Source organism: Roseovarius bejariae (assembly GCF_009669325.1).
In the GTDB taxonomy this organism is placed as follows: Bacteria; Pseudomonadota; Alphaproteobacteria; order Rhodobacterales; family Rhodobacteraceae; genus Roseovarius; species Roseovarius bejariae.
The window spans coordinates 14,496-30,081 of record NZ_SZWE01000001.1 but is presented as its reverse complement, the minus strand read 5'-3'; the positions used below and the strand labels follow the sequence as shown (position 1 = coordinate 30,081).

Annotated in this window: 16 protein-coding genes; 6 read left to right on the top strand and 10 right to left on the bottom strand. The window is 62.3% G+C overall.

The window, feature by feature from the left end; translation table 11 throughout:
• The first annotated feature begins 26 nt into the window (after positions 1–26).
• Positions 27–482, top strand: coding sequence for a hypothetical protein (locus FDP25_RS00140; RefSeq protein WP_172982714.1), 456 nt, complete (start codon positions 27–29; stop codon positions 480–482).
• A gap of 24 nt (positions 483–506) precedes the next feature.
• Here the strand turns inward: FDP25_RS00140 and FDP25_RS00135 are convergent, their stop codons facing one another.
• Both FDP25_RS00135 and FDP25_RS00130 read right to left on the bottom strand, forming a co-directional pair.
• A complete protein-coding gene (locus tag FDP25_RS00135; protein ID WP_154148166.1) occupies positions 507–908 on the bottom strand; it encodes a group I truncated hemoglobin in 402 nt (133 codons plus the stop codon).
• A gap of 46 nt (positions 909–954) precedes the next feature.
• Positions 955–1,176 (bottom strand): tautomerase family protein, encoded by a 222-nt coding sequence (locus FDP25_RS00130; protein WP_154148165.1) that lies wholly within the window; start codon positions 1,174–1,176, stop codon positions 955–957.
• Between the two features lie 185 nt (positions 1,177–1,361).
• Here FDP25_RS00130 and FDP25_RS00125 point away from each other — a divergent pair, with 185 nt between their 5' ends.
• Positions 1,362–2,060, top strand: coding sequence for a winged helix-turn-helix transcriptional regulator (locus FDP25_RS00125; protein ID WP_154148164.1), 699 nt, complete (start codon positions 1,362–1,364; stop codon positions 2,058–2,060).
• 17 nt (positions 2,061–2,077) lie between these two features.
• Here FDP25_RS00125 and ntrX read toward each other — a convergent pair whose 3' ends face one another.
• The 5 genes from ntrX to dusB all read right to left on the bottom strand — a co-directional run bounded on the left by ntrX (position 2,078) and on the right by dusB (position 9,282).
• Complete coding sequence (gene ntrX / locus FDP25_RS00120; protein WP_154148163.1) at positions 2,078–3,487, bottom strand: nitrogen assimilation response regulator NtrX; 1,410 nt, start codon at positions 3,485–3,487, stop codon at positions 2,078–2,080.
• Positions 3,488–3,494: 7 nt separating this feature from the next.
• Positions 3,495–5,765, bottom strand: a complete 2,271-nt coding sequence (locus FDP25_RS00115; protein ID WP_425500494.1) for a sensor histidine kinase NtrY-like — start codon at positions 5,763–5,765, stop codon at positions 3,495–3,497.
• Between the two features lie 99 nt (positions 5,766–5,864).
• The gene (locus tag FDP25_RS00110; protein WP_154148162.1) at positions 5,865–7,226 is read right to left on the bottom strand and encodes a response regulator; all 1,362 of its coding nucleotides are present in this window, start codon (positions 7,224–7,226) and stop codon (positions 5,865–5,867) included.
• Positions 7,226–8,293 carry a two-component system sensor histidine kinase NtrB gene (locus FDP25_RS00105; protein ID WP_154148161.1) on the bottom strand — a complete coding sequence of 356 codons (1,068 nt, stop codon included), beginning with the start codon at positions 8,291–8,293 and terminating at the stop codon, positions 7,226–7,228. Before FDP25_RS00105 ends, FDP25_RS00110 begins: the two co-directional genes overlap by 1 nt.
• The gene (gene dusB / locus FDP25_RS00100) at positions 8,290–9,282 is read right to left on the bottom strand and encodes a tRNA dihydrouridine synthase DusB (RefSeq protein WP_154148160.1); all 993 of its coding nucleotides are present in this window, start codon (positions 9,280–9,282) and stop codon (positions 8,290–8,292) included. The genes FDP25_RS00105 and dusB overlap by 4 nt, the downstream gene beginning before the upstream one ends.
• A 161-nt stretch (positions 9,283–9,443) precedes the next feature.
• Here dusB and FDP25_RS00095 point away from each other — a divergent pair, with 161 nt between their 5' ends.
• The 4 genes from FDP25_RS00095 (at position 9,444) to FDP25_RS00080 (ending at position 12,870) form a co-directional block, all read left to right on the top strand.
• Positions 9,444–10,589 (top strand): bifunctional 2-C-methyl-D-erythritol 4-phosphate cytidylyltransferase/2-C-methyl-D-erythritol 2,4-cyclodiphosphate synthase, encoded by a 1,146-nt coding sequence (locus FDP25_RS00095; protein WP_154148159.1) that lies wholly within the window; start codon positions 9,444–9,446, stop codon positions 10,587–10,589.
• Entirely contained in the window at positions 10,586–11,083 is a 498-nt protein-coding gene (locus tag FDP25_RS00090; protein WP_154148158.1) for a phosphatidylglycerophosphatase A family protein, read from the top strand. The genes FDP25_RS00095 and FDP25_RS00090 overlap by 4 nt, the downstream gene beginning before the upstream one ends.
• Complete coding sequence (locus tag FDP25_RS00085) at positions 11,080–11,547, top strand: CinA family protein (protein WP_154148157.1); 468 nt, start codon at positions 11,080–11,082, stop codon at positions 11,545–11,547. The genes FDP25_RS00090 and FDP25_RS00085 overlap by 4 nt, the downstream gene beginning before the upstream one ends.
• A gap of 144 nt (positions 11,548–11,691) precedes the next feature.
• Entirely contained in the window at positions 11,692–12,870 is a 1,179-nt protein-coding gene (locus FDP25_RS00080; RefSeq protein ID WP_154148156.1) for an ammonium transporter, read from the top strand.
• A gap of 3 nt (positions 12,871–12,873) precedes the next feature.
• On the opposite strand, the gene FDP25_RS00075 is transcribed toward FDP25_RS00080, so the two are convergent.
• From FDP25_RS00075 to FDP25_RS00065, 3 genes are all read right to left on the bottom strand, one after another.
• Positions 12,874–14,154, bottom strand: coding sequence for an MmgE/PrpD family protein (locus FDP25_RS00075; protein ID WP_154148155.1), 1,281 nt, complete (start codon positions 14,152–14,154; stop codon positions 12,874–12,876).
• A complete protein-coding gene (locus tag FDP25_RS00070; protein WP_154148154.1) occupies positions 14,151–14,597 on the bottom strand; it encodes a type II toxin-antitoxin system RatA family toxin in 447 nt (148 codons plus the stop codon). Before FDP25_RS00070 ends, FDP25_RS00075 begins: the two co-directional genes overlap by 4 nt.
• A gap of 329 nt (positions 14,598–14,926) precedes the next feature.
• Positions 14,927–15,415, bottom strand: a complete 489-nt coding sequence (locus FDP25_RS00065; protein ID WP_154148153.1) for a VPLPA-CTERM sorting domain-containing protein — start codon at positions 15,413–15,415, stop codon at positions 14,927–14,929.
• Between the last annotated feature and the right edge of the window lie 171 nt (positions 15,416–15,586).

Here is a 15,586-nt window from a genome sequence, read left to right as displayed (position 1 = left end):
CATTCCGTTTTCGCCCTGCCTTGCTGATGACTGCGCTGACCGTTCTGGCGGCCTGTGCCCCGCTGACGGTGTATTACAAGCAAGGGGCCTCCGTCGCCGCGATGGAACAAACCCTCAATCAATGCGAGGTCGAGGCCCTGCGCAAGGTGCCACCGCGTATCCTGACCCGGTATATCCCGCCAACGACCGCCCCCTACACCCATTGCGATGCGAACGGCAATTGTTACACCTATTACCGCACCATCACGCCCGGGCGGTTTGAACGCTATGACGCGGATGAGGGCCTGCGCGAGAAAACCGCGCGGCTTTGCATGGCGGGCGCGGGGTTTGAAAAGGTCAGCATCAAGGAATGTGACCCCGATCAGATCGAGGCGGCCCGCCCCTTGAGCGCCACGCAAACCTTCCCGCCGCTGACCGAAAACTCCTGTGCCATCCGCCTGAAATCAGGCCGCTGGAAGATCGTGACCCCGGGGGCAGAGTGACGCGCCCATACCCCCTGTGCCGGGTTACTTGTGGATGATCTCATCCTTCAGCGATTGCAGGATTCCGTACACCTCGTCCCGCAGGGCCGCGTCATAGTTCAGCGCCGTCATCGTCGTCATGATGTCGTCGGCTGCCGCCTCGTATTCCTCGGCGGCTATGTCCATGTCGCGATGCGCTTCGGCCATGCTGCGCCCCTGGTACTGGTCCGGCCCGCCACTGCCGGCGGCAAAGAAATCGCAGGTGTGCTGCTTGATCTCCTCGACACGCTCGGGTTGGTCCTCGTAGGGCTGGAAGCGCGCCTTGATCACCGGGTTGCACATATGCGCGGCCACGGTGCCATCGACGATCCGCCGGATTCCGGCGGCGCCGCCAAGTCTTTCGAACAAGGTTACGGTGTTGAGGTCATGTGCCAGTGATTGGGACATCTCGCCCTCCTTTCTGATGCTACTGGTTCGGCCAAGAGCGGGCAGGTCACGCGGGCTCGGATTGCACCGCTTTCACATCGGCAGCGGTCAAGGATTTGCCGCCGATGGCCCATTCGCCACTGGCCACTTCATGGACCCTGACCCAGGTCACACCGCGCATGGGTTCGCCCTCGATCCTTACCATGGCTTCGGTCACATCATGGATCATCTTTTGTTTCTGGCCGTCATCAAAAACGCCCTCGATCAATTGGATATCAACAAGTGGCATGAAACCCTCCCTTTGTTTCAATGGGTTAATGGTAGCATCGGTGTCATCCGATGTGCCCAAAGGGTGCCACGGAGCCCCCCGACCGGACCAGTTCAGGAACTGAATCGCGGTGATACACTATCTGAACTGGCCCCAAACGCGCCCTGCGTGGCACACTGGCCCCACCTCGATGAAAGGAGGGGACAATGACAAACACCAGCTACAAACAGTTTTGCCCGGTCGCCATGGCCTCAGAGGTTCTATGTACGCGGTGGACAATCATCCTGCTACGCGAGCTGATCGCGGGATCGACCCGGTTCAACGAATTGCGCCGGGGCGTGCCGCGGATGTCGCCCGCCCTTCTGTCCAAACGGTTGGGCGAACTGGAGCGCGCGGGCATCGTCGAACGCAAGCGCCTGCCCGGCCCCCCCGAAATCGAGGCCTACCGCCTGACCGAGGCCGGGCGCGATCTTCGGCCGGTCATCGAATCCATCGGCATGTGGGGGCAGAAATGGGTCGAAACCGAACCCTCGCTCGACAATCTCGACCCCGAGCTTCTGATGTGGGACATGCGGCGCAACCTGAACACCGACCCGGTGCCGAGGCGCCGTACGGTGATCGAGTTCATCTATCCCGAACTCCCCGCCTCCCAACGCAAATGGTGGCTGATCGTGGAACCGGACCGCACGGTCGACCTGTGCCACATCGACCCCGGTTTCGATGTCGATCTTTATGCCACCGTCGATCTGCGGACCATGACGGAAATCTGGATGGGCCTGCGCAGTGTTGCTAACGCGATGGATCACGAAGCACTCGTACTGGTGGGGCCCCGCCCCCTGATCGACACCATGCAAAGCTGGCTGGGCCTCAGTCCCTTCGCCGCGCAGGAAAAACTTGTCGGCTAGCTCCTCTTGGCCCGCCGTCACCCGGCCTTGGCGTCTTCGTCTTCGGCCCCGTTTTTCGCCCCCGCCTTGGAGCCTGTCACAACCCCCAGCGACTTCAGCTTGCGGTGCAGCGCGCTGCGCTCCATGCCGACGAATTCCGCCGTACGGCTGATGTTTCCACCAAATCGGTTGATCTGCGTCATCAGGTATTCGCGCTCAAAGGCTTCGCGCGCCTCGCGCAGGGGCATGGTGGCCACCGTTCCCGACAGCACCACGCGCCCCTCCTCGGCGGGCGCGCCTTCGCTCTCGCCGGGCAATTCGCGCGCCTCGATCTCGCCGCTGGCATCGCCAAGGATCAGCACCCGCTCGATCACGTTGCGCAACTGGCGCACATTGCCGGGCCAGCCCATGGTCTGCAAAAGCGCCGCCGCCTCGTCGCTCAATTCCCTGAGCGGCAGGCCCTGCGTCCGGTTCAGCCCCTCGATGAAATGGGCGGCCAGTGCGGGAATATCCTCGCGCCGCTCCTCCAGTCCGGGAACCTCGATCGGCACCACGTTGAGGCGGTGATACAACTCACGCCGGAACCGATCCGCGGAAATCTCGGCCTCAAGATCCCGCGAGGTCGAGGAAATTACCCGCAGATCCACCTGAACCTTGGCATTGCCCCCCACCCGCAGGAAGGTCTGATCCACCAGCACCCGCAGGATTTTGGATTGCGTGCCAAGCGGCATATCCGCCACCTCGTCGAAATACAGAATCCCGCCGTTGGCTTCTTCCAGAAGACCGGGCTGCACGCCCTCTTCGCTTTCGCGGCCAAACAGAACCTCTTCCATCCGGTCCGGCTCGACCGAGGCGGAACTGACCGTGATAAAGGGCGCTTCCGAGCGGTTGGAATTGGCATGGATATACCGCGCGGCCAGTTCCTTGCCCGATCCCGCGGGCCCGGTCAGCATCACCCGCCCGTTGGATTTCGTCACCTTGTCCAACTGCGCAATGAGAGCCCGGAAGGCGGGGCTGTCCCCCAACATCTCGGTCGGGCCGGTCTCACGCCGTTTCAGCTTTTGATTCTCGCGGCGCAGCCGGCTGGTTTCCATCCCGCGCCGGATCACCACCATAAGCTGGTCGATATTGAAGGGCTTCTCGATGAAGTCATAGGCGCCCTGCTTGATGGCGGCCACGGCGATCTCGATGTTGCCATGCCCCGAGATGATCACCACCGGCACATCGGGGAAATCACGCTTCACGGTCTTGAGGATGTCGATCCCATCCATCTGGCTGTCCTTCAGCCAGATATCGAGAATCAAAAGCGCGGGGGGCGCCTCGGCGAATTGCGCCATGCACTCGTCCGAATTCCCGGCAAGCCGGGTGCCGAAACCTTCATCCTCCAGGATATCGGCAATCAATTCCCGAATGTCCCGCTCGTCATCGACAATCAGAATGTCGCTCATGTGAACCTCATACCGCCTGTTGTTCCATATCACTCATACGCTCACCCGCCGCTTTCAGCGGCAAGCGCACCACGGCCATGGCACCCCGATGGGTACTGCCGTCAAAAACGGGCGCATCGCTCAATTCCAGCGTCCCGCCATGTTCTTCAATGATCTTTTTCACGATGGGCAGGCCAAGGCCGGTGCCCTTCTCGCGCGTTGTCACGTAAGGCTCGAACAGCCGTGTCCGATCCTCGGGCAACCCTATTCCATTGTCGCAGATGCGGATCACGGCGGCTTCGCCCTCTACCGCACTGTCTATCCGGATTTCCGCTGCGTGACCGTCCGGCAGGCCCTTTTCGGCCAGGCTTTCGATGGCCTCACCCGCGTTCTTGATCAGGTTGGTCAAGGCCTGCGAAATCATCGTGGCGTCCACGTCCGCGGGCATCGCGGCCTGGCTCAAATCGGTCTCGAAGCGCACCTCGGGCTGGCCCGCTTCCTGCAACACGATGGCCTCGCGCAGGATCTGGCCAAGGTCCTCTTCCTTGGTCTGCGGTTCGGGCATCCGGGCGAACTTGGAAAACTCATCGACGATCCGGCGCAGGTCGTTTGTCTGGCGCACCACCACATCGGTGAGCTCTTCAAGCGATTGCGCCTGATCGGCCTCCAGATGCCGCGCGAACTTGCGCTTGATCCGCTCCGCCGACAGTTGGATCGGGGTCAGCGGGTTCTTGATTTCATGGGCAATCCGCCGCGCCACATCGCCCCAGGCCGCCATGCGTTGTGCCGCCACCAGATCGGTCACGTCGTCGAAGGCCACAACATAGCCCTCGCGCCGTCCGTCCTCGTTATGACGGGTCGACATGCGCACCAGAAGGTTTTCCACCCGTCCGCCCCGCGCCACGCGAATTTCCTCCTGCACGAAACCGCCGGAGGCCCCCTTGAGCCGCTGGAACAGCGCGCCGAATTCCGGCACCGCCACGCCGATGTCCAGCGATTGCTGATCCTCGTGCCAATCCAGAAGCCGCTCGGCAGAGCGGTTGACGAAGGTCACCCGGCCCTTGGCGTCCAATCCCACAACCCCCGACGAGACCGAGCCAAGCACCGAATCGAACAGCCGCCTGCGGCGTTCGATCTGCCGGGTATTGGCCAGAAGCGTCTCGCGCTGGCCCTTCAACTGGTGGGTCATCTGGTTGAAATAGGTGGAAAGCTGGGCAATCTCGTCGTCGCCCTCCTCCTCGCGCACCCGCACGTCCAGATCGCCCTCACCCACGCGCTGTGCCGCACTGGTCAGGCGCCCCACGGGCCGCGACAGCCGCTCGGCAAACCACAAGCCCAGCCAGATCGAGGCCAGGATCAGGATTAGGGCAAACCCGATATACAGCAGACCGAATTCAAACAGAACCCGGCCCCGCTCGCTTTCGCGTTGCTTGTAGAAATCCGCGGTTTCCTGCGTGTCGTCCAGCAGGTTCAGGATATCGCCATCCACATTCCGGCTGACGTATAGGTATCGGTCGGGAATTTCCCGCAGGGGCATCAGGGCGCGGAACTCGTTGTTGTCCCAATCCTGAATGACAAGGATGCCCTCGTCGCGCGCCTGCGCGATCTGCTCGGGTGTGGGCTGCTCGTAATCGAACAGATACGACCGTTCCCCGCGTGAGCGCAGATCGCCGGTGCCGTCGATCACGAAGGCCTCGCGCAGGCCCCGCTGAATCTCGCGCTGGCCGCGCGACAAAACCTGTCGGATGTCGCCATCGTCGATGAAAACCGCGGCCTGCTTGGTGGCATTGATGACCGAGGCCAGCGCCCGCGCATCGGTGATCAAATCGCGGCGGTGTTCCTCCTCATAGGCCTGCGCGGCGGCAACGGAATTGTCCACCACGCGGCCCACCCGGTCGGAAAACCATGCCTCCAGCCCCATGTTGACCGACAGCGTGGCGAAAACCGCCACCGCCACGGTGGGCAACAAGGCAATCACCGTGAACACCCCGGTCAACCGCAGGTGCAACCGCGACCCGGCCGACCGCCTGCGCCGCGCCGCCACCATCCGGGCCACCCGTTGCAGGACCAGCCCCGCAACGATCAGCACATAAACCAGGTCCAACAACATGACACCGCGCAGCACGCGGCTCGATGCCCCCTGATCCAGAGGCCCCATCACAAGGAAAGTGACAACGGCAAGAATCGGCCCAAGCAGGACCAGGCCCAGCGTGGCAACGGTCTGAAACCGGCGCTTGCGCCGCAGACCGACCAAACCGTCCCAGCTCAGAATCGCCGGTATGCGTGTCCGGGTTGCCACCCATGTCCCCCATCAGCTTGTGGCGCCACAGGGGCGCCCCCGCGATATGTGGCCTTCTCCGGGGCGGCAGACCCCAAAAGCCACAGCGTTGTTGCAGTTTTACATCAACTTGCGGCGGCGTGTCACGTGAATATCCAGCTCGGTGATCTTCTTACGCAACGTATTGCGGTTAATGCCCAGCAGATCGGCGCATTTCGCCTGATTTCCACCCGTGGCATCCAGCGCGATTTCGATCAGGGGCAGTTCGACTTCGCGCAGAATCCGCTGATACAGGCCCGGTGGCGGCAGGGCATTGCCGTGCAGGTCGAAATAGCGCCGCAGGTGCCGCGCCACCGACGCCGAAAGCGATTCTCCCTGCCCATGGCTCAGCACCGGCTGCGCGGCGGGCTGGTTGCCCAGAACCGCCTCGACCTCGGCACGGCTGACTTCCTCGTTGCGCGCGGTCAACCCGATCCGGCGCACGGCATTTTCCAACTGCCGCACATTCCCCGGCCAGCTATAGGCGCGCATCAACTCCAGCGCGCCGTCCGACAGGCGCCGCGGCGGCTGCCCCTCGCGCTCGGCCCTGAGCAGGAAATGCTCCACCAGAAGCGGCACGTCATCCACCCGGTCCCGCAGGCTCGGCACCGCCACCACCGCCCCCGACAGCCGGTAATAAAGATCCTCTCGAAAACCCTCGTTCTCCAGTTTTTCGGCCAACCGGCCCTGGCTTGTGGCCATGAACCGCGGCACGTGGTCCCCCGGCGCATCCATCATCCGCACCACGCGCGCCTGCGCCTCGGCGTCCAGATCGCCCACCTCGTCCAGAACGATGGTGCCGCCCTTGGCCCGCGCCATCACCTTGGCCGGCCCCTCCAGATCGGTCAGGTCCGAGGGCGTCACCGTGACAAAGGGCAAGGTGCGCCGATCCGAGAAATCATGAATCGCCCGCGCAATCAGGCTTTTGCCCGTCCCAGACTCGCCAGTGATCAGCACCGGCAAATCGGTGTTCATCAACCGCGCCACCACCCGGTAAAGCCCCTGCATCGCAGGCGTCCGCCCGATCAGGGGCAATTCCTCGGGCCGGTCCTCCTCGGCCACAGGCACAGGCTGCCGCGCGCCCGTTTCCAGCGCCCGTGAGGTCCGCTTCATCAGGTCGGGCAGATCAAAGGGCTTGGGCAGGTAATCGAAGGCTTCCGCCTCTTCCGCCTGAATCGCCGTCATGATGGTGTTCTGCGCCGAGATCACGATCACCGGCAGGCCGGGCCGGTCGGCGGCGATCTTGGGCAGCATCTCAAGGCCATTGCCATCGGGCATCATCACGTCGGTGATCACCGCATCGCCCTTACCCTCGCCCACCCATCGCATCAGCGTATGCAAGGACGAGGTGGCATGCACCTTGCACCCCGCCCGCGTCAGGGCCTGCGTCAAAACCGTTCGGATCGTGCGGTCGTCATCGGCGACCAATACCGTGCCATCCATCAGCTGTCCTCCAATTCCTTGCCCGCCCGTGGAAGCGAGATGCGAAACACCGTGCGCCCGGGCACCGAGTTGACGGAAATCCAGCCGTCATGCTCGGAAATGATCTTGGCCGCGAGGGCCAGTCCCAGCCCCGTGCCGTTCTCACGCCCCGAAACGAAGGGGTCGAAAATATCCTCGGCGATCTCCTCGGGCAGGCCCGGGCCATCGTCGATCACCTCGATCTGCAACGGCAGGCTCTTGCCGCCACCATCGCGCCGCACCCGCAGGCTTTGCTCGTAATAGGTATGCAGGCGGATCACCCCGCCGCCCTCGCCCGCCGCTTGCGCCGCGTTCTTCAGAAGGTTCTGGATGACCTGCAACAACTGGTCCGGGTCGCCCTGCGCCAAGGGCAACGAGGGGTCGTAATCCTCGATGATCGTCATATCGGCGGCCACCCCCACGATGGCCGACCGGCGCGCACGGTCCAGCACGTCATGCAGGTTCACCGCCTGCATCTTGGGGGCGCTGACATTGCCGAATTGCTCCACCTGTTCCAACAGGCTCACGATCCGGCGGCTTTCGCTGACGATCAAATCGGTCAACTCAAGGTCCTGCGCTTCGAGGTTCATCGACAAAAGCTGTGCCGCGCCGGTGATCCCGGCCAGCGGGTTCTTGATCTCGTGGGCCAGCATCTCGGCCATGCCGATGGCCGACTTCGCCGCCGATTTCACCGACTGGCCCTGCGTCACCCGGCCCGCCAGCTCACGCGGCGAAATCAACAGAAGCATATGCCCCGCCTCCCCCGCCAAGGGCGCGATTTGCAGGTTGCAATGCAGCGGGGCCCGGTCGCCGGTGCCCACGTCCACGTCATTGACGAACAAGGGCGCGTCATTCTCCCGCGCCCGCTCGAACGCCTCTTCAAGCGGCGCATCCACGGCCAGCTTGTCCCACACCGGCTGTCCGGCAAGGGCCTTTGACGAGGAATTCAAGAAACCCTCCGCCGCCGGGTTCACCCGATGGATACGGTCCATCGGGTCCAGAACCAGCGCCGGCACCGGCAGGGACGACCAGATTGCTTCGTCACTCATGCCGCTATCCTTTCGCCGTCGCGGATCGCTTGTGGAATGAGGCGCAAAACCTCCGCGCTGTCCCGGCTGGTCAAAAGCCGCTTGCGCATCTCGGCCCCGGTCCCGGCCTCGTCCAGGTACCATCCCAAGTGCTTGCGCGAGACCCGATTGCCCAGGTCCGGCCCGTAGAACCGCAACATCGCTTCATAGTGCTCCGCCACCATGTCGATGAAATCCTCGCCGCGCGGCACTTGCGGGGCCGCACCGCCCCAAAGCTCCGCCGCCACCTGCGCCAAAAGCCACGGCCGCCCCTGCGCGCCCCGGCCAATCATCACGCCATCGGCGCCGCTTTGCGCCAATGCCCGTTTCGCCGCCTCGGGGTCCACGATATCGCCATTGGCCACCACGGGAATATCCACTGCCTCTTTCACCGCCCGAATGGCCGCCCAATCTGCGTGGCCCTTGTAGAACTGGCACCGGGTGCGGCCATGAATGGTGATCAACCGAACCCCCGCCGCCTCGGCCCGCCGCGCCAGCTCCGGCGCGTTCATCAGGGTGTCATCCCAGCCCAGCCGGGTCTTGAGCGTCACAGGCACCTTGACCGCCTCAACCACCGCCTCGATCAGGCTCAGCGCGTGATCGAGGTCTTTCATCAGGGCCGAGCCACTGGCCCCCGCGCCGCTGCTGCTCGTCACCTTCTTGGCGGGGCAGCCCATGTTGATATCGATCAGCCGCGCGCCATTGGCCTCGACCATCCGCGCCGCTTCGGCCATCCAGTGTGCCTCCCGGCCAGCCAGTTGCACGGCGGTATTTTCCACGCCAAAGCCCAGTTCGGCCCGCTCGCGCACACCCGGCTTGGCCTGCACCATCTCTTGGCTGGCGACCATTTCGCTCACCACAAGCCCCGCGCCGAACCGCGCGACGAGGTTCCGAAATGGCAAATCGGTGATTCCCGCAAGTGGGGCCAGTAGAACCGGAGGTGTCAAAGTGCGATCCGCGATGGGCAGCATATTGTGCTTAATCCTTGTGCAATGCCTTCTCTCTATGCGTTTACCCCCAATTCAACAACGATTGCGAGGAGTTTTGGCACCGCAATATGGGTATTTGCTTATTTTTTAGGCGCATGGTTCGAGGATTGCGCTTACCGTGACCACCGCCTATTCCTTCCCCCATGCAAAGCGCCGCCATCATCGTTGCCGCCGGGCGCGGCACCCGCGCCGGGGGAAATCAGCCAAAGCAATGGCAGCCCCTTGCCGGGCGACGTGTAATCGATTGGACCGTGGCCGCGTTTCAGGCCACACCCGAAATCAGCCGCATTGTCGTGGTCCTGCATCCCGACGACCTCGATCGCTATGATCCGCCCGCCGGGGTCGAGGTCACGACCGGCGGCGCGGAACGCGCCGACTCGGTCCGCCTGGGCCTCGAATACCTTTCCGAGACCGGGTTTTCGTACGACTCGTACGTTGCCATCCATGATGTGGCCCGAAGTTGTACGAAACCGGCGTACGTTTCGTACGTTTTGTACGAACTTTCGCGCGGTCCGCAGCGCGCCGTCGCCCCGGCCTTGCCGGTTACCGATGCCCTTTGGATCGGGCGGGATGGTGAGGTCGCGGGCACCCGCGACCGAACGGGCCTCTTTCGCGCGCAGACCCCGCAAGCCTTTGTTTTCGGTGATATTTTGGAGGCACACCGCGCCCATGATGCCCCCGCCGCTGATGACGTGGAGGTGGCCCGCGCTGCCGGTCTGTCCGTTCGTATCATTGACGGCGACGAGAACAATCTCAAGATCACCCACCCCGGCGATTTTGCCCGCGCCGAAAAAATACTGGATTATCAAATGGATATACGCCTTGGCAATGGCTATGACGTGCATCGTTTCGGCGATGGTGACCATGTTGTCCTCTGTGGGGTCAGCATCCCGCATACCCGTGGATTGCAAGGGCACTCCGACGCAGATGTCGGGATGCACGCCCTGACCGACGCTATATATGGGGCCTTGGCGCAGGGTGACATAGGCCGCCACTTCCCCCCCAGCGATCCGCAATGGAAAGGCGCCGAAAGCCATATCTTCCTGCGTCATTCGGTTGATTTGGCCCGAGAAAAAGGGTTTGAAATCAGCAACGTAGACGTCACTCTTATCTGCGAGCGCCCGAAAATCGGCCCCCATGCGCAGGCCATGCAAGAGGCTCTGTCGCGGATCATGGGTGTTGAGCCTTCCCGCATTTCCGTCAAGGCCACCACCTCGGAACGTCTGGGTTTCACTGGCCGCGAGGAAGGCATTGCCGCCCAAGCCACAGCAACCTTGGTGAAGTCATGACCATAACACATTGTATTGCCACGTTTTTCTGGATCGGACACCTGCGCCCCGCCCCCGGCACCTGGGGATCGCTTGCCGCCATTCCTGTTGCCTGGGGCCTGCACATGCTGGGGGGGCCAATTCTTCTCGGGCTCGGCGTTATCCTTTCGTTCACTTTAGGATGGTGGGCCACGTCCTTGGAAACAAAGGGGAAATCTGATCACGACCCTTCCGAGATCGTGATTGACGAGGTGGCGGGCCAGTGGCTTGCCTTCCTGCCGGTCTCCATCGGCGCCGCCCATGTCGGTGCCGCCCTTACGGCCCTCTGGCCCGGTTGGGTTGCGGCCTTCATCCTCTTTCGCCTCTTCGACATCTGGAAACCCGGCCCTGTCGGCTGGGCCGACCGCCGCGGAGATGCCCTTGGCGTCATGCTGGACGACATTATCGCCGGTATCTTCGCTGGCCTCGGTGTGGTATTATTGGCAGGTCTGTCGCATGGGGTTCTGGGGCTTTGAGCGCACAAGAAATCCTCGATCTCGCCCGCGCCGAGGGCGTGATGATCGCCACCGCCGAATCCTGCACCGGCGGCATGGTCGCGGTGGCCCTGACGGATATGCCCGGCTCATCTCATGTACTTGAACGCGGCTTCGTAACCTATTCAAACAATGCGAAAAAAGAGGATTTGGACGTAACGCCAGAAAGCCTTTCGACCTATGGGGCCGTGTCCGAACAGGTGGCCCGTGAAATGGCTGAGGGCGCGCTGGCCCACTCTCATGCGGATCTTTCCGTGTCTGTCACCGGCATTGCAGGGCCCGGAGCCTCTGAACACAAACCCGAGGGCCGGGTCTGTTTCGGCCTGGCCCGCAAAGGGTTCAGAACAGTCACCGAAACCAGGGATTTTGGCGCGCAGGGCCGCGACAACGTGCGCCGCCTGTCGCGGGATCACGCCCTTGCCCTGCTCAAACGCGCGTTAACCTGACTTCGCTCAAATCGCGGGCATCAAGTCCAAAAACAGCCTATAATTCCAGCACTCCGCAAATTGCCCGGCATTTGATCGCTATGCCGCTTCTTTTTGCATACGGAATCCGTTTTCTGCCCGAAACCGGGACGGAAAGGTTAAAAAATGAACGGAGCGGATACAGCTTGGATCATCGTCGCCACGGCGCTGGTCCTTTTCATGACACTACCGGGCCTCGCGCTTTTCTATGGCGGCCTTGTCCGGGCGCGCAATGTGCTCAGCGTCTTCATGCAGTGCTATGCCATCGCCTGTTTGATGAGCGTTCTTTGGCTCGCCTTGGGTTATTCCATCGCCTTTGGCGACGGCGGGGCCTATTGGGGCGGTCTGGGCAAGGCTTTCCTGAATGGCGTGACCAGTGACAGCCTGTCGGGCACCCTGCCCGAGGTCCTGTTCTTCGCCTTCCAGATGACCTTCGCCATCATCACCCCGGCCTTGATCGTCGGCGCCTATGTGGAGCGCATCAACTTTGGCTTCGTCCTGCTTTTCTCGGGGCTTTGGATGCTGTTGTGCTATGCGCCTGTTGTTCACTGGATCTGGGGCGGCGGCTTCCTGGCCGATGGCGGGATTTTTGGCGAAACCGGCGTCAAGGATTTCGCCGGTGGCATCGTCGTGCACGAAACAGCAGGCCTTGCCGCGCTGGTGATCGCCGTCGCACTTGGCCCGCGCAAGAACCGCACCTCGCCGCCGCATAACCCCGGTTACGTGATGATCGGTGCGGCGATGCTTTGGGTCGGCTGGTTCGGCTTCAACGGCGGCTCGCAACTAGCCGCTGACGGGGGTGCGGCCATGGCCCTGACCGTCACGCATATCTCCGCCGCCACGGCCTCGCTCACCTGGGCGCTGTGGGAGCGGGTGAAATTCGGCCGTGCCTCGCTTGTGGGTCTGGTCACCGGCACCATCGCGGGCCTTGCCTCGATCACCCCGGCCAGCGGATTTTTCGGCCCCATCGAAGCGCTGATCATCGGCGCGGTGGCGGGCATCCTCTGTCAGGAGGCGGTGAACCTCATCCGTGAAAAGCTCAAGATCGACGACACGCTGGATGTCTTTGCCGTGCATGGCGTGGGCGGCATCTTCGGCACCGTCATGATCGCCGCCTTCGGCGCAGGATCATGGGCCGCGCAATTGGGCAGTCTTGCCATCGTCGGCGTCTTCACCTTGGTGATCAGCATCGCGCTGGTCTACATCTGCCGCGCCATCGTGCCGCTGCGTGTGGATGAAGAGGCCGAGTACAATGGCCTTGATATCGAACTGCACGGCGAACGGGCCTATGACCACGCCAGCTGAAGCCTAAACCTGCATCAACTCCGAAAGGGCGTCCGGGGCGGGCGCCCTTTCTGTTTGCACCGCCTGCCAGATCTGCGCCTCGCGGTCTCCGACTAGGGCCCGCCCTTTCCGGCGCAGGGCCTGCCATTTCTGACCCGGGTCCACATCGGCCATCAGGTCATGCTGGCCTTGCAGGGGCGTTCCATCTGCCATCTCAAGCACGATATGGGTTTCGGTCTCAGAAAGGGCGTCGTCGGCCGTGACGCTCACCTTGTCGCGGAAGGCCACAAGTGCAGGGTCTTGCGCACAGGCGTCCGAGAAATTGCCGATATCTGCGGTGTTCCAGCCATGCAGAACCATACCCGCCACATGCGCATAGGAAAACTTCGCCCCAAGGCCGGTCTCGGGTGCGGGCTGGTTGCAGACGGTCAACCACCGGGGATGCGTGGTGATGCGCACCGCGCGCACCTCCGCAGGGTTTACCTTGAGGGGGGACAGGGCTTCGATCATCGCGTGTAGCCCATGACAGCAGGCATGCAGCTTGTGCGAAACCTCCTGCATTTTCCACTCTTCACCCAACCCCTTCCAAGCCGAGGATACGGCCTCCCCTGCATGGGTTTGGCCAAAGCCCTGCGCGCCGTCAATGGCCTCCGGATTCGAGATAAAACCACGCGCGGCCAGATCGGCACAGACCACCCCGGATTCGGCAGACAGCCCCGCATTCATCGGCTTGCCCATGGTTCCGAACTGCGACTTGAGGCCAGCGGCCTTCGTTGCAGCCAAGCCAAGCGCATGGGCCACCTGTCCCTCATCAAAGCCCCGCAAGCGCGCCACCGCCGCAGTCGCCCCGAAGGCCCCCGCCGTGGCCGTCTGATGGAACCCCGCCTGGTAATGCGCCCGGCCCAGCCAAAGGCCGACCCGCGTGGCCACTTCGAAACCGATACAGGCCGCCTCCAAAAGCGCCGCGCCATCATTGGGCGCGCAGGCCATGACAGCGGGCAGAACGCCCACGGACAGATGCCCGATATGGGCAAAATGCGTATCGTCATAATCCAGGGCATGGCTGATCGTGCCATTCACCAGCGCCGCCGCCCGCGCGGGCACCTGCCCGCCGCCGAACATCGCCGCCTGCGAGGTGCCGCCATCCTCAAGCGCCTGCGCGCGCATGATGCCGGCCACCGGCTCGGACGCACCTGCCATCCCGCAGACCATCCAATCGTAAAGCGATTGCACCATGATTTCGCGCGCCGCCGCCGACGGTTTCGCGCTGACCACAAACGTCGCAATGTCACGCGCCAATGTCATCCGTAAAGCTCCTTCGCACGGCTCTCGAAGGCGCGCACGATCCGCTGCATGGCCTCGTAGAAAAATAGGCCCGCGGCCTTTTGCAGGATCATGTTCTTGAACTCGAAATCCACGTCGAAATGCACGACACAGCCGTCGCCATCCTCTTCGAACCGCCAGTTCGACCGCATGTATTTGAACGGCCCGTCCAGATACTCGGTTTCGATCTTCCTATCCTCGGGCCAAAGGACCACACGGCTTCCGAACCGCTCGCGGAAGACCTTGAAACTGATCACCAGGTCGGCCTCCATCACCTTCGACCCATCCGCCTGATCGGTCACCTTGCGCACCCGCGCCGCCGCCGTCCATGGCAAGAACTTGGGGTAATTGCCCACATCGGCCACAAGGTCATACATCTGTTGCGCCGAATACGGCAGCGGGCGGCTTTCGGAATGGGATGGCATGAGCGCGCAAGGCCTTGGATAAAACGTGACGGTCCGCGGCTTTTTCATAGACTGGCCCTTGGAATTCAAGGGGGGTGAGACGCCTGCGCGACCATATGTGATAAACCAGACGATCAGCCGCCGAACGGATCACCAACCCAGTCGGCGCTCCGAACCCTCCCCGGCATGGTCAGATACAGCCGTCCAATGCGACGTTTCCCAGATACGACAAGAGAATCCGGCACAGGGCAGTGGCCCCGATTTCAAAGGTGCAGCCGACACCATTGAAACAGGCCTGCCGCCCCTGCTAGCGCCCGATGCATAGGAGAATCCGAGGTTATTTTGGTCGGTCAGGCCTGTGCAGCTCGTTTTTTGCGAAATCGACCGATGCCTGCCAGCCCGGCAGCTCCGGCAAGAAGAAGCGGCAGACTCGCTGGAAGTGGCACCGGTGATATCTGCTCCGCAGTTGCGTAATAGCGATCGACGGTGCCTGAATCTTGGAAATACGTGTAATAGCAATATGTGCCCCTGCATGCTCGGTTGTACACCTGATTGACACCCTCATCATAAGCGTAGGCAAAGTAAGCACCGAAACCCGAATTCAAATGATCGTCACTGCTCCCGAAACTGGACGCGAAATCGTAGGCCAACGCTTCCAAGCCCCACCATGTCTGGTCTTCCAGCAGTCCCCTTTGATTCAGGAACGAATCCGCCTCCTGAATCGAAACCCGCCATTCAACGCCGTCGACTGTGACGTCCTGCGATTGTACGACCGCGGCGTTTGCACCTGCCGAGCAGCCGATTGCCAATACTGTGCCTAAGACCAAAGACCGAAACATACGGTAACCCCTTCTGTAAATCTAAAGAATCCAATGTGTTTCCGAATGGAAATCCGAGACCTCCTTGCATGACAGAACCATCTCGGAGATTCTTTGTCAAACCCGCTACAGGATAAATGGCCATTTCAAGTGGTGCAGTGTTTCCGATCCGTGCACAATACCATTGCGTCA